Origin of the sequence: Pseudomonas sp. Irchel s3a18 (assembly GCF_900187535.1) — a bacterium.
Taxonomy (GTDB): domain Bacteria; phylum Pseudomonadota; class Gammaproteobacteria; order Pseudomonadales; family Pseudomonadaceae; genus Aquipseudomonas.
Genome location: NZ_FYDV01000012.1, coordinates 136233 through 156884 on the forward strand (window position 1 = coordinate 136233; position 20652 = coordinate 156884).

22 protein-coding genes are annotated in these 20652 nt (G+C 61.1%); 10 read left to right on the forward strand and 12 right to left on the reverse strand.

The genetic code is table 11. From position 1 onward, the window contains the following. Positions 1-68: 68 nt before the first annotated feature. Both CKW29_RS17485 and CKW29_RS26105 read left to right on the forward strand, forming a co-directional pair. Positions 69-1766: an AMP-binding protein gene (locus tag CKW29_RS17485; RefSeq protein ID WP_095148893.1), complete on the forward strand. Its 1698-nt coding sequence runs from the start codon at positions 69-71 to the stop codon at positions 1764-1766. A 46-nt stretch (positions 1767-1812) separates the two neighbouring features. After that, positions 1813-2319, forward strand: coding sequence for a hypothetical protein (locus tag CKW29_RS26105; RefSeq protein ID WP_256577018.1), 507 nt, complete (start codon positions 1813-1815; stop codon positions 2317-2319). 116 nt (positions 2320-2435) lie between these two features. On the opposite strand, the gene CKW29_RS17495 is transcribed toward CKW29_RS26105, so the two are convergent. The 3 genes from CKW29_RS17495 to CKW29_RS17505 all read right to left on the reverse strand — a co-directional run bounded on the left by CKW29_RS17495 (position 2436) and on the right by CKW29_RS17505 (position 4937). Continuing rightward, the gene (locus CKW29_RS17495; protein WP_095143637.1) at positions 2436-3335 is read right to left on the reverse strand and encodes a hydroxymethylglutaryl-CoA lyase; all 900 of its coding nucleotides are present in this window, start codon (positions 3333-3335) and stop codon (positions 2436-2438) included. Between the two features lie 87 nt (positions 3336-3422). Then, positions 3423-3824 (reverse strand): MerR family DNA-binding transcriptional regulator, encoded by a 402-nt coding sequence (locus CKW29_RS17500; protein ID WP_095078921.1) that lies wholly within the window; start codon positions 3822-3824, stop codon positions 3423-3425. Between the two features lie 183 nt (positions 3825-4007). Next, the gene (locus CKW29_RS17505) at positions 4008-4937 is read right to left on the reverse strand and encodes a LysR family transcriptional regulator (RefSeq protein WP_095143636.1); all 930 of its coding nucleotides are present in this window, start codon (positions 4935-4937) and stop codon (positions 4008-4010) included. Between the two features lie 176 nt (positions 4938-5113). Here CKW29_RS17505 and CKW29_RS17510 point away from each other — a divergent pair, with 176 nt between their 5' ends. Then, positions 5114-6343, forward strand: a complete 1230-nt coding sequence (locus CKW29_RS17510) for an acyl-CoA dehydrogenase (RefSeq protein WP_095078923.1) — start codon at positions 5114-5116, stop codon at positions 6341-6343. 82 nt (positions 6344-6425) lie between these two features. Here CKW29_RS17510 and ftrA read toward each other — a convergent pair whose 3' ends face one another. Beyond that, complete coding sequence (ftrA, locus tag CKW29_RS17515; protein WP_095143635.1) at positions 6426-7403, reverse strand: transcriptional regulator FtrA; 978 nt, start codon at positions 7401-7403, stop codon at positions 6426-6428. A gap of 100 nt (positions 7404-7503) precedes the next feature. On the opposite strand from ftrA, the gene CKW29_RS17520 reads away from it, so the two are divergent. Further along, a complete protein-coding gene (locus CKW29_RS17520; protein ID WP_095143634.1) occupies positions 7504-7938 on the forward strand; it encodes a rhodanese-like domain-containing protein in 435 nt (144 codons plus the stop codon). 82 nt (positions 7939-8020) lie between these two features. Here CKW29_RS17520 and CKW29_RS17525 read toward each other — a convergent pair whose 3' ends face one another. Next, entirely contained in the window at positions 8021-8659 is a 639-nt protein-coding gene (locus tag CKW29_RS17525; RefSeq protein ID WP_095144061.1) for a type 1 glutamine amidotransferase, read from the reverse strand. 280 nt (positions 8660-8939) lie between these two features. On the opposite strand from CKW29_RS17525, the gene CKW29_RS17530 reads away from it, so the two are divergent. Then, the gene (locus CKW29_RS17530; protein ID WP_095143633.1) at positions 8940-9719 is read left to right on the forward strand and encodes an ABC transporter substrate-binding protein; all 780 of its coding nucleotides are present in this window, start codon (positions 8940-8942) and stop codon (positions 9717-9719) included. A gap of 98 nt (positions 9720-9817) precedes the next feature. Then, positions 9818-10930 carry a succinylglutamate desuccinylase/aspartoacylase family protein gene (locus tag CKW29_RS17535; RefSeq protein ID WP_095148894.1) on the forward strand — a complete coding sequence of 371 codons (1113 nt, stop codon included), beginning with the start codon at positions 9818-9820 and terminating at the stop codon, positions 10928-10930. A 447-nt stretch (positions 10931-11377) separates the two neighbouring features. Here CKW29_RS17535 and CKW29_RS17540 read toward each other — a convergent pair whose 3' ends face one another. The 3 genes from CKW29_RS17540 to CKW29_RS17550 all read right to left on the reverse strand — a co-directional run bounded on the left by CKW29_RS17540 (position 11378) and on the right by CKW29_RS17550 (position 13909). After that, positions 11378-11974: a hypothetical protein gene (locus CKW29_RS17540; protein WP_095148895.1), complete on the reverse strand. Its 597-nt coding sequence runs from the start codon at positions 11972-11974 to the stop codon at positions 11378-11380. Positions 11975-12123: 149 nt separating this feature from the next. After that, positions 12124-13050, reverse strand: coding sequence for a DMT family transporter (locus CKW29_RS17545; RefSeq protein ID WP_095143630.1), 927 nt, complete (start codon positions 13048-13050; stop codon positions 12124-12126). A 37-nt stretch (positions 13051-13087) separates the two neighbouring features. Then, positions 13088-13909, reverse strand: a complete 822-nt coding sequence (locus CKW29_RS17550) for a hypothetical protein (RefSeq protein ID WP_095144060.1) — start codon at positions 13907-13909, stop codon at positions 13088-13090. Positions 13910-14218: 309 nt separating this feature from the next. Between CKW29_RS17550 and CKW29_RS17555 the strand changes: the two genes are divergently transcribed. After that, positions 14219-14395, forward strand: coding sequence for a metallothionein (locus tag CKW29_RS17555; protein WP_095143629.1), 177 nt, complete (start codon positions 14219-14221; stop codon positions 14393-14395). A gap of 59 nt (positions 14396-14454) precedes the next feature. Here the strand turns inward: CKW29_RS17555 and CKW29_RS17560 are convergent, their stop codons facing one another. Next, positions 14455-14682 carry a DUF6555 family protein gene (locus CKW29_RS17560; protein ID WP_095143628.1) on the reverse strand — a complete coding sequence of 76 codons (228 nt, stop codon included), beginning with the start codon at positions 14680-14682 and terminating at the stop codon, positions 14455-14457. A 191-nt stretch (positions 14683-14873) separates the two neighbouring features. Here CKW29_RS17560 and selD point away from each other — a divergent pair, with 191 nt between their 5' ends. Together selD and mnmH are read left to right on the forward strand one after the other, a co-directional pair. Continuing rightward, positions 14874-15908 carry a selenide, water dikinase SelD gene (gene selD, locus CKW29_RS17565; protein WP_095143627.1) on the forward strand — a complete coding sequence of 345 codons (1035 nt, stop codon included), beginning with the start codon at positions 14874-14876 and terminating at the stop codon, positions 15906-15908. Then, positions 15908-17011 (forward strand): tRNA 2-selenouridine(34) synthase MnmH, encoded by a 1104-nt coding sequence (gene mnmH, locus CKW29_RS17570; protein ID WP_095143626.1) that lies wholly within the window; start codon positions 15908-15910, stop codon positions 17009-17011. Before selD ends, mnmH begins: the two co-directional genes overlap by 1 nt. Positions 17012-17051: 40 nt before the next feature. Here mnmH and CKW29_RS17575 read toward each other — a convergent pair whose 3' ends face one another. Together CKW29_RS17575 and CKW29_RS17580 are read right to left on the reverse strand one after the other, a co-directional pair. Next, on the reverse strand, positions 17052-18104 hold the full coding sequence (locus CKW29_RS17575) for a permease (RefSeq protein ID WP_095143625.1): 1053 nt from the start codon (positions 18102-18104) through the stop codon (positions 17052-17054). Positions 18105-18198: 94 nt separating this feature from the next. Then, positions 18199-18873 (reverse strand): histidine phosphatase family protein, encoded by a 675-nt coding sequence (locus CKW29_RS17580; protein ID WP_095148896.1) that lies wholly within the window; start codon positions 18871-18873, stop codon positions 18199-18201. A 336-nt stretch (positions 18874-19209) separates the two neighbouring features. Here CKW29_RS17580 and CKW29_RS17585 point away from each other — a divergent pair, with 336 nt between their 5' ends. Further along, on the forward strand, positions 19210-19911 hold the full coding sequence (locus CKW29_RS17585; RefSeq protein ID WP_095143623.1) for a glutathione S-transferase family protein: 702 nt from the start codon (positions 19210-19212) through the stop codon (positions 19909-19911). 58 nt (positions 19912-19969) lie between these two features. Here CKW29_RS17585 and CKW29_RS17590 read toward each other — a convergent pair whose 3' ends face one another. Beyond that, the gene (locus tag CKW29_RS17590) at positions 19970-20590 is read right to left on the reverse strand and encodes a LysE family translocator (RefSeq protein ID WP_095143622.1); all 621 of its coding nucleotides are present in this window, start codon (positions 20588-20590) and stop codon (positions 19970-19972) included. Positions 20591-20652 lie beyond the last annotated feature (62 nt).

Sequence of the window (20652 nt, forward strand, 5' to 3'; positions counted from 1 at the left end):
GGGGTGAGAAAACACGCTCATTCACCGACAGGCTTCGCTCCTACAAAAAAGACAATATAGGGGTCGTCATGGATCAACACAGTGCTCACCCACAGCACAGCTACAGCCGCGGTTCGCAGGACAAAGCCTTGCTGGCGATGACCATTGGCCAGGCGTTCGACAACACGGTCGCCAAGTACCCACGGGGCGAAGCGCTGGTCGTGCGTCATCAGCAATTGCGCTACACCTGGACGCAGTTGGCGCATGCCGTCGAGCTGCACGCCAGGGCGATGTTGGCGCTGGGCCTGCAGGCGGGGGACCGCCTGGGCATTTGGGCGCCGAACTGCGCGCAGTGGTGCATCAGCCAATTTGCCAGCGCAAAAATCGGGGTGATTCTGGTCAACATCAACCCGGCCTACCGCAGCTCGGAACTCGAGTATGTGCTCAAGCAGTCCGGCTGTCAGTGGCTGGTGTGCGCCGGTTCGTTCAAGACCTCCGATTACCACGCGATGCTGCAGGGACTGGCACCGGAGTTGGCCGAGCACGCCATCGGTCAGTTGCAGTCTGAGCGCCTGCCGGATCTGCGCGGCGTGATCAGCCTCGACCCGCAGCCACCGTCCGGTTTCCTGCCATGGTCGCAACTGGCGGATCTGGGCGCCGGCGTTCCGGTGGAACAACTCAAGGCGCGGCAGAACAGCCTGCATTTCGACCAGGCGGTGAACATCCAGTACACCTCCGGCACGACCGGGTTCCCCAAGGGCGCGACCCTCAGTCACTACAATATTCTGAATAACGGTTACATGGTCGGTGAAAGCCTGGGGCTGACCGAGCACGACCGCCTGGTGATTCCGGTGCCGTTGTATCACTGCTTCGGCATGGTCATGGGCAACCTGGGTTGCATCACCCATGGCACCACCATGATTTACCCCAATGACGCATTCGATCCATTGCTGACACTCGAGACCGTGGCCCAGGAAAGCGCCACCGGGTTGTACGGCGTGCCCACCATGTTCATCGCCTTGCTCGATCAGCCACGTCGTGCGGAGTTCGACCTGTCGACGCTGCGCACCGGGATCATGGCCGGGGCGACCTGCCCGATCGAAGTGATGCGGCGGGTCATCAACGAAATGCACATGAGTGAAGTGCAGATTGCCTACGGCATGACTGAAACCAGTCCGGTGTCATTGCAGACCGGTCCTTCAGACGAACTGGAACTGCGGGTGACCACCGTCGGCCGCACGCAGCCGCAACTGGAAAGCAAAATCATCGATGAGGCGGGCAACCTGGTCCCGCGCGGCACCATCGGCGAGCTCTGCACCCGTGGCTACAGTGTGATGCTCGGTTACTGGAACAACCCGCAGGGCACGGCCGATGCCATCGATCAGGCTGGCTGGATGCACACCGGCGACCTGGCGACCATGAACGAAGAGGGCTACGTGTGCATCGCCGGGCGCAACAAGGACATGATCATTCGCGGCGGTGAAAACATTTACCCGCGTGAGCTGGAAGAGTTTTTCTTCACCCATCCGGCGGTGGCGGATGTGCAGGTGATCGGTATTCCGTGCGAGAAGTATGGCGAGGAGATTGTGGCCTGGATCAAGCTCCACCCTGGCCATACCGCCAGCGAGCAGGAGCTGCAAGCCTGGTGCAAGGAGCGCATCGCGCACTTCAAGACGCCGCGTTACTTCAAGTTTGTCGATGAATTCCCGATGACCGTGACCGGCAAGATCCAGAAATTCAAGATGCGCGAGGTCAGTATCGAGGAGTTGAAAGCCAGCAAGGGATAACCACATTCTTGTGTAGGAGCGAGCGTGCTCGCGATGGACGTTAACGATGACGCGTGCTTTCTGGATAAGCGCGGCGCTATTGAGTTCATCGCGAGCAAGCGGAATCTGCGCGAGGTCGGTGGAAAACCTGAACACCAGACAGCACAAAGGGGAGCCGAAGCTCCCCTTTAATTTATTGCTGCATGCTCTTTTTTTATTATTAAGGGGCGGTCTGTTGTTGTTTTTGGCAACCGTGACCCTTTACCGCTGTTTTGTGCGACCCCCATGCGGGGTCAAGAGCAAACGTATTTTTTTGAGCGCTGATCTGCTTTTTCGCCAAGCGATCCAACCAGTTCGGGAGCTACCTGAAGGTAGTTTTATTGTTCTCTGCCCGGTTGCGGGTGACTGCATGCAGCACCCTGAAAGCACACCTTCTCCAAAAAAATCTGTTAGCTGCGTCTCTGCCGTGTTGTTTTTGTTATGTCAGAGTCGTTACGTCTTATTTTTATTAGGTTTGCCGCTTTTTTTGTTCTTGTTATGCCATAGAGATAGCAGAACCCGTGCCAACTTTTAAAAATCCTTTAAAATCAATGATTTACAATTTTGCGTGTTCATTCGCTAAATTTTTTTCGGTCAGTTTGTTTCCGTGTTACTCGTTTTGTTGCGGGGCGGTAACACACCCCCGACACATTATTGTGCGCTACGGGCCTTGGCCACGCGTGAACCCGTTGGGCGGCCCAGAACGGTGCAAATCTGCTGGCCGGCCAGCAGCAATTGCTCCATGTCGACGCCAGTCTCGATGCCCAGGCCATTGAGCAGGTACAGCACATCTTCCGTGGCGACGTTACCGCTGGCGCCCTTGGCGTAGGGGCAGCCCCCCAGGCCGGCGACGGAGCTGTCAAATACTGCGATCCCTTCCAGCAGGCTGGCGTAGATGTTCGCCATGGCCTGGCCATAGGTGTCGTGGAAGTGCCCGGCGAGCTTGTCCCGTGGCACGTCGGCGGACACCACTTCAAACATCTTGCGGGTGGCGCCAGCGGTACCGGTACCGATGGTGTCGCCCAGGGACACTTCGTAGCAGCCCATGGCATACAGCTCGCGGGCGACCATTGCCACCTGCTCCGGCGCGACTTCACCTTCATAGGGGCAGCCGAGTACGCAGGACACGTAACCGCGCACGCTGACGCCATGCTGCCTGGCGGCGTCCATGATCGGCACGAAACGCTCCAGGCTTTCACTGATCGAGCAATTGATGTTGCGCTGCGAGAATGCCTCGGACGCGGCGGCGAACACCGCGACTTCCTTGACCCCGGCCGCCATCGCGTCCTCGAATCCGCGCAGGTTGGGGGCCAGGGCGCCATAGGTCACGCCGGGTTTGCGCTGGATCCGTGCGAACACTTCGGCGGAGCCGGCCATTTGCGGTACCCACTTGGGTGACACGAAACTGCCGACTTCTATATAGCCGAGGCCGGCAGCGCTCAGCGCATCGACCAATTGCACCTTGTCGGCGACGCTGATGGGCTGGGCTTCATTCTGCAGGCCATCGCGCGGGCCGACTTCGATCAGGCGTACATGGGAGGGGAGGGACATGGGCGTTGACCTGTTGTCATTGTCTGAGTGTTCGGAGATCCCTGTGGGGGGGTGAGCAAGCCCGGCTCCCCATTGGGCGTAGTGTTTCTACTGGACGGCCTGCTGGTTCTTGATCGTCTGCTCCAGCGCATGGACACAGCGCTCTTCGGCGGTGTCGAGCTCCAGCTTCATCTGTTCGATGTCCAGCAGTTGCTGTTCAAGCTGTTCGCGGCGTTCGCTGATTTTCGCCAGCATGCTGTGCAATTGCTTGGTGTTACCGCTGGTGGGGTCGTAGAGTTCGATCAGTTCGCGGCATTCGGCCAGGGAAAAACCGATGCGCTTGCCCCGCAGGATCAGTTTCAGGCTGACCTTGTCCCGCGGCGAATAGATGCGCTCCTGACCGCGTCGCTCGGGGCTCAGCAAGCCTTGTTCTTCGTAAAAGCGAATGGCGCGGGTGGTGATGTCGAGCTCGCGGGCGAGGTCGGAAATGCTGTAGGTCTGGCTGCTCATGGGCGCGCTCAAGAAAGGGACTTGGGACTAAACTAATGTCAGGTTGACGTAAACGTCAAGCAGCGTTTGCGCGGGCCAGCCCGTCCCCGCGGGTATCGCATTGAACCTGTGGAAGAGGGCCGGGCGGCGTACCGCTCGCCTGCGATGAACGAGGACAGGACCTGTCAGGCTGCCCCCTCGCGATTACACCTTGTCCAGTTTCTTCTCATTGGCCGTCACCTGCTGGCACAACTCGATCATCTGCTCGCGCATCCAGCGGTTGGCCGGGTCCTGGTCAGTGCTTTCGTGCCAGTAGAGGTGGGTTTCCACCGGTGGCACGTCATTGACCGGGAGCAGGAAGGACTGCAGGTCATGACGACGGGCGAAACGTTCCGGTACGGTCATCACCATGTCGGTTTGTTGTAACACCTGGGAGGCCATCAGGTAATGCTGGGAACGCAGGGCAATCTTGCGTTGGATGCCCATTTTACCCAGGGCCAGGTCAACGTAACCCAGGCCGCTGCGCCGGCTGGAAATATGAATGTGGGTCAGTGACAGGTAGTCATCGAGGCTGAACTTCTCTTTCCCCGCCATGGGGTGGCCCTTGCGCATGGCGCAGACGTAACGGTCTTCCATCAGCTTGACATGGCGCACTTGCGGGTCGGTGTTGAGCGGGGCGTCGACGGCAAAGTCCAGGCGCCCGGCCGCCAGTTCCTTGGTGGTCTCGCGGCGCTTGGACAGGAAACTCTCGATGATCACGGTCGGTGCCAGGCGGCGCAGGCGCTGGAACAGCGGTGGCAGGATTACCGCTTCCGTGAGGTCGGTCATGCTGATGCGGTACGTCTTGACCGCCTGCAGCGGGTTGAAAATCCGGCTTTCCTGGACCGAGACGCGCAACAGCGACAGGGCGTTGCGCACCGGGCCGATGATGTTTTGCGCCATGGGCGTGGGCACCATGCCTTGGGCCGTGCGCACGAAAAGCGGGTCGTTGAAGGTCTCGCGCAGGCGGGCCAGAGCGTTTGACACCGCCGGCTGGGTAATGCCGACAATCTGCCCGGCACGGGTCAGGTTGGCTTCGGTATAGATCGCGTCGAAGACGATGAACAGGTTGAGGTCGACCTTGCTTAGATTCATAGCGTTTGGCTCTTGGCTTTTGTTATGGGAGCAGGTGGCTCGATCAGTCGATCATATATCGGTGATGAATGTTAATACACGCCGAGAATAGGTTAGATAAATTATCAAGGCTGATCTAGCATCGATTCATGACCTCAACAACGCCTCCACCACCTCGTCAAAAAAGGTAGCTGCCCATGGATTTTGCCTATTCGCCCAAGGTTCAGGAATTGCGTGAACGCGTGACTGCGTTCATGGATGCTTACGTTTATCCAGCCGAAGCGGTGTTTGAACGCCAGGTCGCCGAGGGCGATCGCTGGCAGCCGACCGCGATCATGGAAGAGTTGAAAAACAAGGCCAAGGCCGAAGGCCTGTGGAACCTGTTTTTACCGGAGTCGGAACTCGGCGCCGGCCTGACCAACCTGGAATACGCACCATTGGCGGAAATCATGGGTCGCTCGTTGCTCGGTCCCGAGCCGTTCAACTGCTCGGCACCGGACACCGGCAACATGGAAGTGCTGGTGCGTTATGCCAACGAAGAGCAAAAGCAGCGCTGGCTTGAGCCGCTATTACGCGGTGAGATTCGCTCGGCGTTCGCCATGACCGAGCCGGACGTAGCGTCCTCCGATGCCACCAACATGGCCGCCCGTGCCGAGCGCGATGGCGATGAGTGGGTGATCAACGGCAAGAAGTGGTGGACGTCGGGTGCCTGCGACCCGCGCTGCAAGATCCTGATCTTCATGGGCCTGAGCAACCCTGACGCGCCACGGCACCAACAGCATTCGATGATCCTGGTGCCGGTGGACGCCCCCGGGGTGAAAATCCTGCGTCCGTTGCCGGTGTTCGGTTACGACGATGCCCCCCACGGTCACGCTGAAGTGCTGTTCGACAATGTGCGGGTGCCGTACGAGAACGTATTGCTGGGCGAGGGCCGCGGATTCGAAATTGCCCAGGGGCGCCTTGGCCCGGGCCGGATTCACCACTGCATGCGTTCGATCGGCATGGCCGAGCGGGCACTGGAGTTGATGTGCAAGCGCTCGGTCAATCGCACTGCCTTCGGTAAGCCGTTGGCTCGCCTGGGCGGTAACATCGACAAGATTGCCGACTCGCGGATGGAAATCGACATGGCGCGACTGTTGACCCTCAAGGCCGCCTACATGATGGACACCGTGGGCAACAAAGTGGCGAAAAGCGAAATTGCCCAGATCAAGGTGGTTGCACCGAACGTCGCCTTGAAAGTCATCGACCGGGCGATCCAGATCCATGGTGGCGCGGGAGTTTCCAACGATTTCCCGTTGGCCTACATGTACGCCATGCAACGGACCCTGCGTCTGGCCGACGGCCCGGACGAAGTGCACCGCGCCGCGATCGGCAAGTTTGAAATCGGCAAGTACGTGCCCAAGGACATGCTGCGCAGCGGGCAGTAAGCCCCGGCGCGGCAGGTCACCCGCACCACCCGTCTGGCGTGGTTGCGGGTGATTGCCTGTGCGGTTTTTCAATCGAAGGCGATCAATCCGACCGCGCGTTCACCTCGCGACCAAACCGCTCCCGATACACCGAGGGCGGCAGTCCCACCACCGTGCGAAACGCCACCCGAAAACTCTCCACGGAACGGTAGCCGCATTGCCGGGCGATCGATTCCGTGTGGTGGGCACTGCTTTCCAGCAGCTCCCGGGCCCGGGCCAGGCGTTGTTGTTGCAACCAGGACTTGGGGGACTCGCCGGTCGCTTCACTGAAGCGTCGTAGAAAAGTGCGCTCGCTCATGGCCGCCTGGCTTGCCAGCTCACGCACACCCAAGGGCTCATGCAGGCGCTCTCGTGCCCAGTGCATGACCCGCGACAGATCGCTGCGGGGCGTACGGCTGATGGGGGCGGGAATGAATTGCGCCTGACCGCCGGTGCGTTGCGGTGACATCACCAGCCGCCGGGCCACCGAATTGGCGACCTGAGTACCGAAGTCCCTGGCCACCAGATGCAGGCACGCATCAATCCCCGCGGCGCTTCCGGCCGAGGTGATCAACTGGCCGCTATCCACGTACAAAACGTCGGGGTCCACCAGAATATTGGGGAAGCGCTCGGCCAATTCCTGGGTGTAACGCCAGTGCGTCGTCGCGCTGCGCCCGTCGAGCAGGCCGGTGGCCGCGAGGACAAACACCCCGGAGCAGATCGACAGCAGCCGTGCGCCCCGGGCATGGGCCTGGCGAAGCGCCTGCAGCAGGGCTTGCGGCACCTGCTCACTGCGGTTGCGCCAGCCGGGGATGATGATGGTCCGGGCCGTTTCCAGCCGTTCCATGCCGCCATCGGCCAGCACCTGAATGCCGCCGGTGGCGCGCATCGGTCCCGGGTCAACACCTACGATGCAGTGCTCGTACCAGGGGAAGTCGAACTCGGGCCTTGCCAGACCGAAGATCTCCACGGCAATTCCAAACTCAAAGGTACAGAGCCCGTCGTAGGCCAGAATCGCGACTAATCCGGGGTCGTTGTGCATTTGGCGGAAAGTTCCCAGTGAGTGTCGTTTGCGCCACTGTAGCGCCAACGACTATCTGGATACAGTCTTCTCACACCCATATCCGCTTTGGAGAACACCCATGACCAGTCTGGTAAACGCTGTCCCTGCCGCTTCTTCAGCCGTTGCCTTGATGCATTTCAGCAATCGCCTGACCTTTGAAACCGACTGTTCTGACGTGTTTGCCAGCCAGCAGGCCGATGAAGTGGACTTCGTCCTGCTGGATGTGCGCGGCCCGCACGCCTATGAGCGCGGTCATGTGCCGGGAGCCCTGAATATTCCGGGGCGTTTGATCACTGCGGACGTTCTGGCGGCGTACCCGAAAAGCACGTTGTTCGTGGTGTATTGCGCAGGCCCCCATTGCAATGGCGCCAACAAGGCCGCGGTGAAACTCGCGGCGCTGGAGTATCCGGTCAAGGAAATGATCGGCGGGGTGACCGGGTGGCTGGATGAAGGCTTCGAGTTGAGCCGTGCGATCGAGCGGCCGGTCAGTGCAGCGATCGGTTGTGAATGCTGATCACTGCTGGGTGTTGGGTGAGCGTTGGTTGCGACGCCAGGTGCTTGAGCGGGGGCAAGCGCTCTCGCCACAGGGGAATCGCTCAAGCCTTGGTCGCCGCGTGCCACTGATCCAGCGTCACGTGCAACCAGTCGGACACCTGACAGTAGGCCGCACTGTCGTCCTGGTCCCGGGGCAGTGGTGATGCTTGCGCGAAATGGGCGTTGAGCAAGGCGACGGACTCGGCGTTCCATTCTGGATGAAACTGCACGCCCACACGGGTCGGGCCGACAGCGTACATTTGCTGCGCGCATCGGGCGCTGCTGGCCAGCAAGTGGGCGTTGGGCGGCAGATCGATAGCATCCTCATGCCATTCCAGGACCGTCAGGGGTTGCCCATTGGCGAACGTGATGCGGGTCCAGCCGGTTTCCGGTTCCGCCATTCGCCGCACGCTGCCACCCAGGCTCAGGGCCAGCAATTGCGCACCCAGGCAAATGGCGAATACCGGCGCTCCGGCCTCGATACTGGCCGCCAGCCACTGGCGTTCTGCGGCCAGCCACTCTGGGCCGGCATTGGATTCGTAGGGCCCGCCCAGGATGATCACCGGTGCTGCACTCTCCGACGGTAGTTGACCGAGGTCGGCACGAAACACCTTGAGGGTCAGCCCTCGGGATTCGGCCCAGTCGTCAATCGCGCCCGGGCCTTCGGCGGGGTGGTGCTGGATCAGGTTCAGCGAGGTCAAGTGCTCGGGCATGATGCGGCGCTCGGTTGGCGGGTGGAGTGTTCTGTCGGCAGCTGCGTCATCTTGACCGAAAGCGCGGCGTTTCTGTAGGGCGTTGCAGCGTGCGGGTGCAGTGGACTATGGCTTGTCATACCTTCTGCTTATTTTTATAACAATTTGTCGCTTCAACATAATTCGCTTCCCGGGCGCAGCTCTAGACTGCCGGCCACTTCGATAAATACTAGCCACAAGCTATCCATCGAATGCTGCCAATAAGAGTCTCCGCACACAGGAGTTATAAATGAAAAAGCGAGTGATGCTCGGTGCCCTGGCACTGTCGATGTTGTCCCTGACCGCTGTGGCCGACGATGCCAAGCCGATCCGTCTGGGGATTGAAGCCGGCTACCCACCGTTCTCGTTCAAGACGCCTGAGGGCAAACTCTCAGGCTTTGACGTGGACATCGGCGATGCGCTGTGTGAGCAGATGAAAGTCAAATGTACCTGGGTCGAGCAAGAGTTCGATGGCCTGATCCCGGCGCTGAAGGTCAAGAAAATCGACGCGATCCTGTCGTCCATGACCATCACCGACGACCGCAAGAAGAACGTCGATTTCACCATCAAGTACTACCACACCCCGGCCCGCTTCGTGATGAAGGAAGGCACCGCGGTCAAAGACCCGCTGACCGAACTCAAGGGCAAGAAAGTCGGTGTGCTGCGCGCCAGTACCCATGACCGCTTCGCCACCGAAGTGCTGCAACCGGCCGGTATCGTGCTGGTGCGCTACGGCTCGCAGCAGGAAGCCAACCTGGACATGGTTGCCGGTCGCCTCGACGCGATGCTGGCAGACTCGGTCAACCTGGACGACGGTTTCTTGAAAACCGACGCCGGCAAGGGCTTCGCCTTCGTAGGCCCGACCTATGAAGACGCCAAGTACTTCGGCGGCGGCGCGGGTATTGCCGTGCGCAAAGGCGATCAGGCGCTGGCCGACAAGTTCAACACCGCCATCACCGAAATCCGCGCCAATGGCAAGTACAAGCAAGTGCAGGACAAGTACTTCAACTTTGACGTGTACGGCGAGTAATTTCTCCGTTCAAAAAGGTGGCTACCGTTGACGCGGTGGCCACTTTTTTTATGCCCACTTGAGTGACCCTGTCCGACCTGTTTCCCCTGGGAGCCCCCATGCAACGTATTGACCATTCACTGCCCTGGAGCCACCTCGGCACCGAGCGCACCCTGAGCGTGTTTCGTTTCGGCGCAGGTGAGCGCAAGGTCTACATCCAGGCCAGCCTGCACGCCGATGAGTTGCCGGGCATGCGCACGGCCTGGGAGCTGAAAAAACGCCTTGGCGAACTCGAAGCCCAGGGCCAGCTCAAGGGTGTGATCGAACTGGTGCCGGTGGCCAACCCGATTGGTCTGGACCAACATCTGCAAAGCGCCCACATGGGGCGTTTCGAACTGGGCAGCGGCAAGAATTTCAACCGTGCTTTTCATGAGCTCGGCGGCCCGGTCGGTGAATTGATCGGCGCTCAATTGGGTAGCGACGCCGAGGTAAACGTGGCGTTGATCCGGCAGACCATGGGCCAGGTACTTGACCGCTTGCCAGCGCCGGCTTCACAGCTGGAGGCCATGCACCGGTTGCTGCTGCGTCATGCCTGTGACGCCGACATCACCCTGGACCTGCACTGCGATTTTGAAGCCGCCATTCATCTCTATGCGTTGCCGCAGCACTGGCCGCAGTGGCAGTCGCTGGCGGCGCGCTTGAAGGCGGGCGTTGCGTTGCTGTGTGAAGACTCTGGCGGCAGTTCGTTCGATGAGTCCTGTTCGTCGCCCTGGTTGCGGTTGGCCCGGGCGTTTCCTGAGGCGGCCATTCCTCCGGCCAACCTGGCGACGACCCTGGAGTTGGGCAGCATGGGCGACACCCGGATTGATCAGGCACAGGCCAATTGCGAGGCGATTCTGGGGTTCCTGGCCGAGCAGGGGTTCATTGCCGGGCAGTGGCCGGCGGCACCGCAAGCCTGCTGTGAGGGGATGCCGTTCGCCGGTACCGAGTATCTGTTTGCGCCCCATCATGGGGTGGTGAGTTTTCTGCGCGAGGCCGGGGAGTGGGTCGAGCGGGGGGATGCGGTGTTCGAGGTGGTCGATCCGTTGAGTGATCGGGTGTCCGTGGTGTGTGCCGGGACCAGCGGGGTGTTGTTTGCGCTGGATCGCGGGCGCTATACGGAGCCGGGGATCTGGCAGGCGAAGGTGGCGGGGCGGGAGGTGATTCGGGTGGGCAAGTTGACCAATGATTGAGTCTGGTTTTGTTTGCGGAGTCCGCTGCACGAGCTGGCTTGCCTGACAGCCAGTCATTTTGTTGCAGGTGTACATATCCGTTGCTGCGGTTACGGCCTCTTATGGTTCCGCTTTTACAGCGGGTCACTTTGGCAAACGCCCCAAAGTAACCAAAGGTCTCGCCCCGAGCGTTCGGCCCCTCGCCGAGGCTCGGGGTTCCCTCTCTCCGGCATTCATCAGGGGGCATCGCCTCCGGTCGGCTTCGCTCGACCTCCTCTCGATGTGTTCGGCTGCGCCGAACGGCGCTGCGCGCCTACCCCCTGATGAACGCCTGCGTTCGGCCTGTCGAAGGGGCGGGTGGATCAAGATCAAAAGCCAAAGCCAAAGCTAGATCAAGGGCGGTAGGCGAGCTGGCGAGTTGGTGTTCGGCCTGTTGTTTCTGTGTTTCCCGGGATTCCGTGAAGAACCTTATTTCTCGCCGAGAACCTCTTTGAGCAGTGCCGCGTGGCCGGTTTTGTCGTCGGCGCGGGAGATGATTTGGACCAGCACCATGTGGGTGCCAGAGCCGGCCAGCAGGCTGGTGTTGAGGGTCGGGCCGCCGCCTTGGGTGGCGGTGAAGTCGATCTGGCGCAGGCCGAGGCCTTTGAGGGTCAGGCTCTTTTCACTTTGCTTGTTGAAATCAGGCAGGGCTTCGCGTTGTTGGCTGGCGAAGCCGGATACCGACTCGTCGAGGAATACGCTGTCGTTGTCCTTGATGTTCAGTCCGCCCGGCAGGGTGTTTTCGGCGACGATCAGCACGGTTTTGCTGTGCGGGTTGGTGTACATGGTGCCCGTTGCGCCGGAAGTGCCTTGGGCCACGTCGCCGCCGGGCAACGGGTCGGCGATGAACCCCTTGGGCAGGGTAAAGGCGAATTTCCCGCCCAGTGCCGAGACTTTCTGCTCGGAGGCGGTCTTGGCGGCAGGCTGGCTGGCGGCGAATGTGTGGGTGGCGCCAAAGGCCGTCACTGCCGTCAGGAATAGGGCAGCGGCTTTTTTACGGAAGGTGGGTTTCTTGAGCAGCGACATGCAGGGTCTCCGGGGTAATCGCGCGACGGCGGTGATCATCCCACGGGCTCGCGCCTTCACTCCAGTGCCAACTTGAGTGAAGGCTTGCCCTGCGACCTGAGGTCATGTGGTCAGGGTGCTGGCAATGTCCTGCCGGTGCGGCGCCGGGGTCAGTCAGGCTGGGCCTCGCCGGCGGCTTTCGGTGCGTTGGCGCGCGCGGTCGCGATGACGGCACCGACGATGATCAACAGCGCCGAGCCGATCAACAGCGGATTGACCGGGCTGCGCCCCATGAGGATCAACAGCAGGGTCGACATCAGCGGCGCCAGGTACGAGAGCGCGCCGAGCATCGCCAGGTTGCCGTGTTTGGTGGCGTGGTCCCAGGCGAAGAAGGCCAGCCCCACGGGGCCGAGACCGAGCGCAATGATCGCTGCCCATTGGCTGGCGTCGGGCCAGACGCTAGTTTCCAGCAGCAGATGGCAGATCAGCCCGGCCAGCGCCACCAACCCGCACATGCCACCCATGATGCTGCTGGGCACTTCGTTGAAGCGCCGATTGATCACCGAGTAACTCGACCACACCAACGCACAGCCAAGCGCCGCCAGATAGCCGGCAATGGGCATTGTCGCGACTTCATCCTGGGGCCGTTGCAGCAGGATCAGCGCCGTGCCGAAAAGCCCCAGCAGGGCACCGAGCAGTTGCCGTGCGTGCAGGCGCTCTGCGGTACCCAGTACCGAGAGCAGCACAATCAGCAGCGGCCAGAGGTAGGCGATCAGGCTGGCCTCAGCCGCAGGCGCGGCTTTGAGGGCGAAGAAGTACAGGGCGTGATAGACAAAGATCCCGAGAAAGCCGGTCAGCCAGACGGGCCACGGCTGGCGCCAGCTCTGGAAGCCGACCCGGCCCCGTCGCCCGAGAATGATCAGGCTGGCGACGAAGGCGATGCCGAAGCTCATGGCCAGCAACTGGAACGGCGGGATGCCTTCGGTGAGGGTGGTCAGCAGGGCCAGGCAGGACCAAAGAAAGATGGCGATCGTCCCGATGGCAGTGGCCGAGGTGGCTTTTTTGCCCGGGGCAAGCACTTCAAGAGAGGCGGTCATCTACGTTCCTTCGTAAACAGTAGTGCGGCGGCTGGAGTCAGGGTTGTTGCGTGCGGTCAACACCGCCCACGAGCTTAGTCGCAACCGGTTCGATCGTCGCGGCGAGGGGCCTTGGCGCCGCTTTGCGCTTGGTCACCAGCAACATGCCCAGTGACACCGCCACACCCAGGATAAATGCGCTCCATCCCCAATGAGGCAGGGCCAGTGCCAGCGTCAGGCAGAAGGCGGCGAATGAGTACATGCCGGTGGCCGTGGCCCGCAGCAAGGCGGCAGTGAACGCCGGCCCGCGGGTTTGCTGGGAGAACACCGCCATGACGCTGCCCAGTACCGGGAACACCGCCAACAGGCCGCTCCAGCGCTCACCCACGGTACTGGCCAGCAGGGTCACCACCAGGGTCAACGCGGCGCCGGCCAGCATGCGCAGCAGGAGCTTGTCGGACTTCGGTGCTGGGCCGGACACCAGCGGCTGTATCGCCGGAAACAGGTAAGGCGCGGTCAGCAGCGCGGTGGCTGCGGCGATGTTGGAAAACACCAGGGAGGCGGGGATCAGCGACAACACCAGCGCCACGGACGTCCAGCTCAGCAGCGCGATCAACAGCGCCGTTGGCCAGTTGAACCGTTGCGCTGCCTGGGCATACACCACGCAGAAGGTGATCATCGCAAACATGGCGGACAGGGCCGCCGTCGCGGATTGGGCGGCAAAGGCCGTGCCTTGCTCGACCGCCAGGAAAAACAGAATCGGCCCGACCACCACCGGCAGTCCCGACAACCAACCGGCGATGCTGGGGCCCCAGCGTTTGCCGGCCAGGGAGATCAACAACAGAAAACCGGGGATCACCAGCAGTTTCAAAAGCAGCACGGACAGATCCTTGTACGAGGGCAGTAGCCACAGCATACAAGGCTTTGCCCTGTCGCCTGAAACCTTCAGGCATGTCGCTTGCGGGGGCTTATGACATTCAGTCTGCCGGGGACTGCTACCGCGTCATTTTGCCTGATGCCAGTGGTCGTGTACGCAGGGGCCGGCTGAGTGTGTGGCATCGACTAACCTCAACGATGAGCGAAGGCCGCCAGTCGTCTCTGTGGGTCGGTTTCAAGGTGCGCGGTCGTTGCTTGAGGTGTGGCTCTGGTGCCACGCCCGCACAGCCACCCGTATGGAGGAATCAGATCGATGAAAGCCAAGCAAGGAGACACCTGCGCCTGCCCCAACTGCACCTGCAAACTGGGTGAGCACTCCGTCGTCCGTCATGGCAAGCATTACTGCTGCGAAGGTTGCGCCAAGCATCACGAACACGGCGAAGCCTGCGTCATGGCCGGTTGTAAGTGTGCGAAGGGCGCCCACGGTTGAAGGCACGCCATTGAGCGTGGGGCCGTTGGGCTTCACGTTCGATGGTGGCATCGATTGAGTTAACGGGTCGGGCGCCAAGTGACGTTCTCGATACCGAACTTCTGCGCTTGCGGCATGCTGGTCTTTTTGACGTTCTCGCGGACAAATCGACCGATCCGGCCGAAACCGGCGTCACAACTGGCCCAGTGCCAGGCTTCAGCGTTGTCCATCTTCTCGTGACGGATGATGAACGACTTGGGCACACCGTGAAGGGTGTATTCAATGACGAACAATTTTGCGTTGATCATGGTGTCGCTATTTCTCCCTGTCGTAGTTGAGTGATCGTCCACGGCAGGAAAAATTCACTCCGGTTGCCGAACGGTCATGAACTGGCAGCATGGGGGCGAGAGTTCGGCAGTCACGCCGATTGGACGCCAAGTGAGGGTGCGGGCAGCGCGCTCTGCTAGAATCGCTCATCTTCAATTGCAGAGGTGCCCTCATGAGCGAGCCGATTCGCCTGACCCAGTACAGCCATGGCGCAGGTTGTGGCTGCAAGATTTCGCCCCAGGTGCTGGAGGTGATTCTGGCCGGCAGCGGCGCGCAGAACCTCGACCCGAAACTCTGGGTGGGCAACGCATCTCGTGATGACGCGGCGGTGTACGCCATCGATGACGAGCAGGGTGTGGTCTCGACCACCGACTTCTTTATGCCGATTGTCGATGATCCGTTCGATTTCGGTCGCATCGCCGCCACCAATGCCATCAGCGACATCTACGCCATGGGCGGTGACCCGTTGATGGCGATTGCCATCCTCGGCTGGCCAGTCAACGTGCTGGCGCCTGAGATCGCCCGGGAAGTGATTCGCGGCGGCCGTGCGGTGTGTGACGCGGCGGGTATTCCATTGGCGGGTGGTCATTCGATTGACGCACCCGAGCCGATCTTCGGCCTGGCCGTTACCGGGCTGGTGAAAAAACGCCACATGAAGCGCAACGACACCGCCACTGCCGGTTGCCTGCTGTACCTGACCAAGCCGCTGGGGATCGGCATCCTCACCACCGCAGAGAAGAAGGGCAAGCTGCGCGACAGTGACGTGGGCCTGGCTCGCGACTGGATGTGCACCTTGAACAAGCCCGGGAGCCGCTTCGGCAAGCTTGCCGGCGTGACCGCCATGACCGATGTCACCGGTTTTGGCCTGCTCGGGCATTTGGTGGAAATGGCCGACGGCAGTGCGCTGACCGCTCGCGTCTACTACGACCGCGTGCCGCGCCTGCCGGGGGTCGAGTACTACCTGGACCAAGGGTGTGTGCCGGGTGGCACCCTGCGCAATTTCGACAGCTACGCCAGTAAACTCGGGCGCGTCCAGGAACTGCACAAGCGGGTGCTGTGCGACCCGCAGACCAGTGGCGGCTTGCTGGTTGCCGTGACACCGGAGGGCAACGAGCAGTTTTTGGCGGTGGCCGCCGAGCTGGGGTTGGACCTGGCGCCTATCGGTGAACTGGTCGAGCGACAGAGCAACGCGGTCGAGGTGATTTGATGCCCGTCGATATCACCGATTACCGCGACATCTTTCTCAACGATCGACCCATGATGGACACCCGTGCGCCGATCGAATTCACCAAGGGCGCGTTTCCCGGGGTGGTCAACCTGCCGCTGATGACCGACAACGAACGTCAGCGCGTCGGCACCTGTTACAAGCAGCAAGGCCAGCAGGCGGCCATTGTCCTGGGGCACCAGTTGGTCTCGGGGGCGATCAAGGCCGAGCGGATCCAGGCCTGGGCCGATTTCGCGCGGGCCCATCCCGAGGGTTATCTGTATTGCTTTCGCGGAGGCCTGCGCTCGCAGATCGTCCAGCAATGGCTCAAGGATGAAGCGGGCATCGAATACCCTCGGGTCGGCGGTGGCTACAAGGCAATGCGTACCTTCCTGCTGGATACGCTCGACCAGGCTGTCGGCCAGTGCGATTTCGTCTTGCTCGGTGGCATGACCGGTACCGGCAAGACCGATGTCCTCACGCGCTTGAACAATGGCCTGGACCTGGAAGGGCATGCCAATCACCGTGGTTCCAGTTTTGGCAAGCGGGCGAGCGGGCAACCCTCCAATATCGACTTCGAGAACCGCCTGGCAGTTGATGTACTGAAAAAGCGCGCCAGGGGTATCGAGCAGTTTGTGCTCGAGGATGAAAGCCGCATGGTGGGCAGTTGCGCCTTGCCGTTGCCGCTGTATCAGGGCATGCAGCGTTTTCCGATGGTCTGGCTGGAAGACAGTGTGCAGGGGCGGATAGAGCGCATCCTGCGTGATTATGTGGTGGACCTGTGCGCCGAGTTTGTCGCGGTGCATGGCGATCAAGGCTTTGCGCAGTTTTCCGAGCGCTTGCTGGGCAGCCTGAACAACATCAGCAAACGTCTGGGTGGCGAGCGCCACCAACGGCTGTTCGGCTTGATGGAAGCGGCATTGGCCGAACAGGCACGCAGCGGTGCGGTGGACCTGCACTGCGGCTGGATCGAAGGGTTGTTGAACGAGTACTACGACCCGATGTACGCCTTCCAGCGCGAGAAGAAGGGCGCTCGAATCGAGTTCGCGGGCGAGCAGGCCGCGGTGCTTGAATACCTGCGCGAACGCAGCCGCCGACAGGCTTGAGAACAAGGCGCCGATCGTCCAGCGCCTTGCCCCGCGTGTCTTACAGCACCAGCGCGCCGATCAGCCCGCACATCACGCCGACCAGCATGGTCAGCAGGGCCACGGTCACCAGCACCCGGGTGTCGAAGTCCTTGCGCAGCATCAGCAGCGACGGCAGGCTGATGCTGGGCAGAGTCATCAGCAAGGCAACTGCCGGGCCGGTGCCCATGCCCAGGGCCATCATGGTCTGCACGATCGGGATTTCCGCTGCGGTGGGAATCACGAACAAGGTGCCGACGATGGCCAGCGGTACCAGCCACCACAAGTTGTCTGCCATCGCCCCGTCAACGTGGGGAAACAGCCAGACCCGTGCGGCGCCCAGCACCAGCACTGCCAGGACATAGACCGGAATAGTGCTCCAGAACAACTGCCACAGAGTGCGAATCCAGCGGCTGAGGAAGGGTTGCGAATCCGTGGTGCTGACGTTCGCCACGGCTTGCAGCGCGGCTTCCGGCACGTGCTCGGGACGGGAAATGCGCTGGGCCACCAGTGAAACTCCCAGTACCAGCACGAGGCCGGCCACCAGTCGCAGGGCGGTAAAGCCCCAGCCCAGGACAAAGCCCATGAACACCAGGGTTGCCGGGTTCAGCACCGGGTTACCGATCCAGAACGCCAGCGCGGCGCCCACCGAAACGTTTTGCCGACGCATGCCGGCGGCCACCGGGGCGGCACAGCAACTGCACATCATGCCTGGCAACGCGAACAGCCCGCCACGCAGGGTCGAGGCGAAACCGGCCTTGCCGAACAGGCGCAGCAACCAGTCCCTGGGGATCAGCACCTGCAGCAATGAGCCGAGAATGACCGCCAGCACCGCCGCTTTCCAGATCGCCAGGAAATACACCTTGGCGTAGGCCAGGGCGGCCGCCAATGGCGAGGTCTGCGCATCATTGAGAATCGAGGCGCCAATGCTGTGGTTGTCGGCAGCGACGAAGGCCTTGAAGTAGTACGGCGACCACTTGACGTAGTAGAGGCCGATGCAGGCCACCAACAGGAACAGGGCGGGCTTCCACCAGAACGACCAGCCCCGTGTAGGGGCTGCTAAGGAGTTGGACATGCGGGGGTTCCGGACAATAGAGACAAGGGGCGCATCATACCCCAGCCCGGTTTCCCCTGTAGACGTGAAGACCTGTGGGTGAGAAGCCGACCTGTCAGGTCGGACAGGCCTCATCCCCGTTGTCCAGCCCCTGCTTGAAGTGCTGGCTCTGCAAGGTGGCCTTGCCGTTATGCCAGGTCAGGGTCAGTACGTAGAGTGAGTCGAAGTCGCCGGACTGCCAGTCATCGGTAATGGACTGTTTGCCCCCGACAGCCTCTTGCGCCACTTTGTTGATCAGTTCCGGCAGGTAGCCGTGAGACCAGGCCGTATAGATAGTGGCGTTGTGGTACTTGTTGTGGAGCAGTTCGTCAGCCAGCTCGCTGGTGTCATTGGCCGAAAACTCGATGTTCACCGGCAGCCCCAGTTTGATGGCGCTTGGGCTGATGGTCATCAACGGGCGAATGTAGCTGTAGGAGTTATCGAGCTCGCCTTCCTCGACATTGCGGGTCGGATTGGCGGCAAAGACGAAATCGGCCTTGCCGAATTTCTCCGGCAGCAGTTGTGCCAGGTCGATAGCACGGTTCAGGCCCTGGCAATTCAATTGGCCGAGGCCGCCGGCAGGTTTTTCCGCGTGACGCAGGAACACCAGGGTCTGGGTGCCGTCAGCCGGCTGCGCACGGCTTTCGCTGGACTCAAGGGCAAGGAACAGGGCACCTGCCACCAGCAAGGCCGGAAAGAGCATCAAGGAGCGGCGCTTCAGGCGATGGGTGAGCTTGAATTTGTTGATCATTGAATAAAAGTTCTTCAGCACATTTGATTAAGGCTGACAAACCTTTCCATCGCGAGCAGCCTGCCTGGCTACGGATGGTTTTCCGTGTCGTGGAGCAAATCGTCTGGCACTAGGGCTGGCTTCAGAGTCTATTGAGGCCCGTTGGTTCGAATAAAGTTTGCGGGCGGCACTTTATCCGGGGTGCCCTGTGGGGCGTGTACCAGGTTAGCGACATAATGTTTCTGAATTAAGATGCTCCCCTTGCGACGCGCGGGTTTAAGCTAGCCGCGGTAAGGCCCGGCGTACGCCACGATCAAGGCCAGAGCTCAGTCATTTAATTGTCACTGGATGTTCATTATGACCGATTTGTCAGCATTTCCTATTACTGAAAAATGGCCTGCACAGTTCCCCGAGTGGATCCAGCTCTACTCCTTACCGACGCCTAACGGGGTCAAGGTCTCGATCATGCTGGAGGAGATAGGCCTGCCCTATGAGCCGCACCGGGTATCGTTCGACACTCAGGACCAGATGTCCCCGGCGTTCCTGTCGTTGAGCCCCAACAACAAGATCCCGGCGATCCTTGACCCGCACGGCCCTGGCGACCAGCCCCTGGCGTTGTTCGAGTCTGGAGCGATCCTGATTTACCTCGCCGACAAGAGCGGGCAGTTGTTGGCTCAGGAGTCGGCCGCCCGTTATGAGACCCTTCAGTGGCTGATGTTCCAGATGGGCGGTATCGGCCCGATGTTTGGCCAACTGGGCTTTTTCAACCGGTTCGCCGGCAAGGACTACGAGGACAAGCGCCCCCGTGACCGTTACGTGGCCGAGAGTGTGCGCTTGCTCAAAGTGCTCGACGAACGCCTGCAAGGTCGTGACTGGGTCATGGGCGAGCGCTACACCATCGCTGACATCGCCATTTTCCCATGGGTGCGTAACCTGATCGGCTTCTATGAAGCCGGGCATCTGGTGGAGATCAACAATTTCCCGAATGTACTGCGGGTGCTGGAGCGCTTTCTGGCACGACCGGCGGTTATTCGCGGCCTGGAAATTCCAAAGCCATGAATGGAACGCCACTGCCGTCGCGGCGGTGGCGTTTTTCAGCGTCCGGCAGAGCCAGTGTTCAGCGGTTGCTCGCCGCCAGCTTGAGACCAAAGCCTATCAGCGCCAGGCTAGCCACCCGGGTGGCGATCGTGCGGGCCAGGGGCAGTGTCTTCAAGCGAATCGCGGCGGCATTGCCCACCCATACCAGCGCCCCCTGGTAGAGGAAACTGATCAGTGTGATGTGCACCATCATCGCCACCAGGGTGACACTCGATGAACCCGGTTGGATGAACAGTGGGAAAAATGCCACGAAGAACAACATGACTTTCGGGTTGGTCAGGCTGATCACCAGTGCATTACGCAGATAGGTGCGCGCCGAGCGTTTCGGTTCCTCGCCGCCAGTATCGCGGGCGACCGGGCCGAACAACATGCCAAGGCCCATCCAGCACAGGTAGGCGGCACCGAACCATTGCAAACCGTGGAACAACATGGGGTTGGCATGCATGACCGCTGCCAGGCCTGCTGCGGCGGCAATCATGTAGGCCGCATCGCCCAGCAGGGTACCGATGACCGCGCCAAAACCCGCGCCGATGCCGTTGCGGGCAGTGGCATTGAGGATGGCAAACGTGCCGGGGCCGGGCATCAGTTGGAAGATCACAATGGCCGCGATGAAACTGCCGTAGTTCTGGATGTCGAACATGGGGGTACTCCGTATCCTTCGGGGTGTTGGGGTCGGCTTTGAGCCTAGCTCACCGGCAACAC

Excerpts from the sequence above, each read along its gene's own strand:
- CKW29_RS17580 (WP_095148896.1), bottom strand. The coding sequence starts at position 18,873 with ATGATCAACAAATTCAAGCTCACCCATCGCCTGAAGCGCCGCTCCTTG.
- CKW29_RS17590 (WP_095143622.1), bottom strand. The coding sequence starts at position 20,590 with ATGTTCGACATCCAGAACTACGGCAGTTTCATCGCGGCCATTGTGATC.
- CKW29_RS17540 (WP_095148895.1), bottom strand. The coding sequence starts at position 11,974 with ATGTCGCTGCTCAAGAAACCCACCTTCCGTAAAAAAGCCGCTGCCCTA.
- CKW29_RS17535 (WP_095148894.1), top strand. The coding sequence starts at position 9,818 with ATGCAACGTATTGACCATTCACTGCCCTGGAGCCACCTCGGCACCGAG.
- CKW29_RS17585 (WP_095143623.1), top strand. The coding sequence starts at position 19,210 with ATGACCGATTTGTCAGCATTTCCTATTACTGAAAAATGGCCTGCACAG.
- CKW29_RS17485 (WP_095148893.1), top strand. The coding sequence starts at position 69 with ATGGATCAACACAGTGCTCACCCACAGCACAGCTACAGCCGCGGTTCG.
- CKW29_RS17575 (WP_095143625.1), bottom strand. The coding sequence starts at position 18,104 with ATGTCCAACTCCTTAGCAGCCCCTACACGGGGCTGGTCGTTCTGGTGG.
- CKW29_RS17520 (WP_095143634.1), top strand. The coding sequence starts at position 7,504 with ATGACCAGTCTGGTAAACGCTGTCCCTGCCGCTTCTTCAGCCGTTGCC.
- CKW29_RS17545 (WP_095143630.1), bottom strand. The coding sequence starts at position 13,050 with ATGACCGCCTCTCTTGAAGTGCTTGCCCCGGGCAAAAAAGCCACCTCG.
- ftrA (WP_095143635.1), bottom strand. The coding sequence starts at position 7,403 with ATGCACAACGACCCCGGATTAGTCGCGATTCTGGCCTACGACGGGCTC.
- CKW29_RS17495 (WP_095143637.1), bottom strand. The coding sequence starts at position 3,335 with ATGTCCCTCCCCTCCCATGTACGCCTGATCGAAGTCGGCCCGCGCGAT.
- CKW29_RS17530 (WP_095143633.1), top strand. The coding sequence starts at position 8,940 with ATGAAAAAGCGAGTGATGCTCGGTGCCCTGGCACTGTCGATGTTGTCC.
- CKW29_RS17505 (WP_095143636.1), bottom strand. The coding sequence starts at position 4,937 with ATGAATCTAAGCAAGGTCGACCTCAACCTGTTCATCGTCTTCGACGCG.
- mnmH (WP_095143626.1), top strand. The coding sequence starts at position 15,908 with ATGCCCGTCGATATCACCGATTACCGCGACATCTTTCTCAACGATCGA.
- CKW29_RS17555 (WP_095143629.1), top strand. The coding sequence starts at position 14,219 with ATGAAAGCCAAGCAAGGAGACACCTGCGCCTGCCCCAACTGCACCTGC.
- CKW29_RS17510 (WP_095078923.1), top strand. The coding sequence starts at position 5,114 with ATGGATTTTGCCTATTCGCCCAAGGTTCAGGAATTGCGTGAACGCGTG.
- CKW29_RS17560 (WP_095143628.1), bottom strand. The coding sequence starts at position 14,682 with ATGATCAACGCAAAATTGTTCGTCATTGAATACACCCTTCACGGTGTG.
- selD (WP_095143627.1), top strand. The coding sequence starts at position 14,874 with ATGAGCGAGCCGATTCGCCTGACCCAGTACAGCCATGGCGCAGGTTGT.
- CKW29_RS26105 (WP_256577018.1), top strand. The coding sequence starts at position 1,813 with ATGACGCGTGCTTTCTGGATAAGCGCGGCGCTATTGAGTTCATCGCGA.
- CKW29_RS17500 (WP_095078921.1), bottom strand. The coding sequence starts at position 3,824 with ATGAGCAGCCAGACCTACAGCATTTCCGACCTCGCCCGCGAGCTCGAC.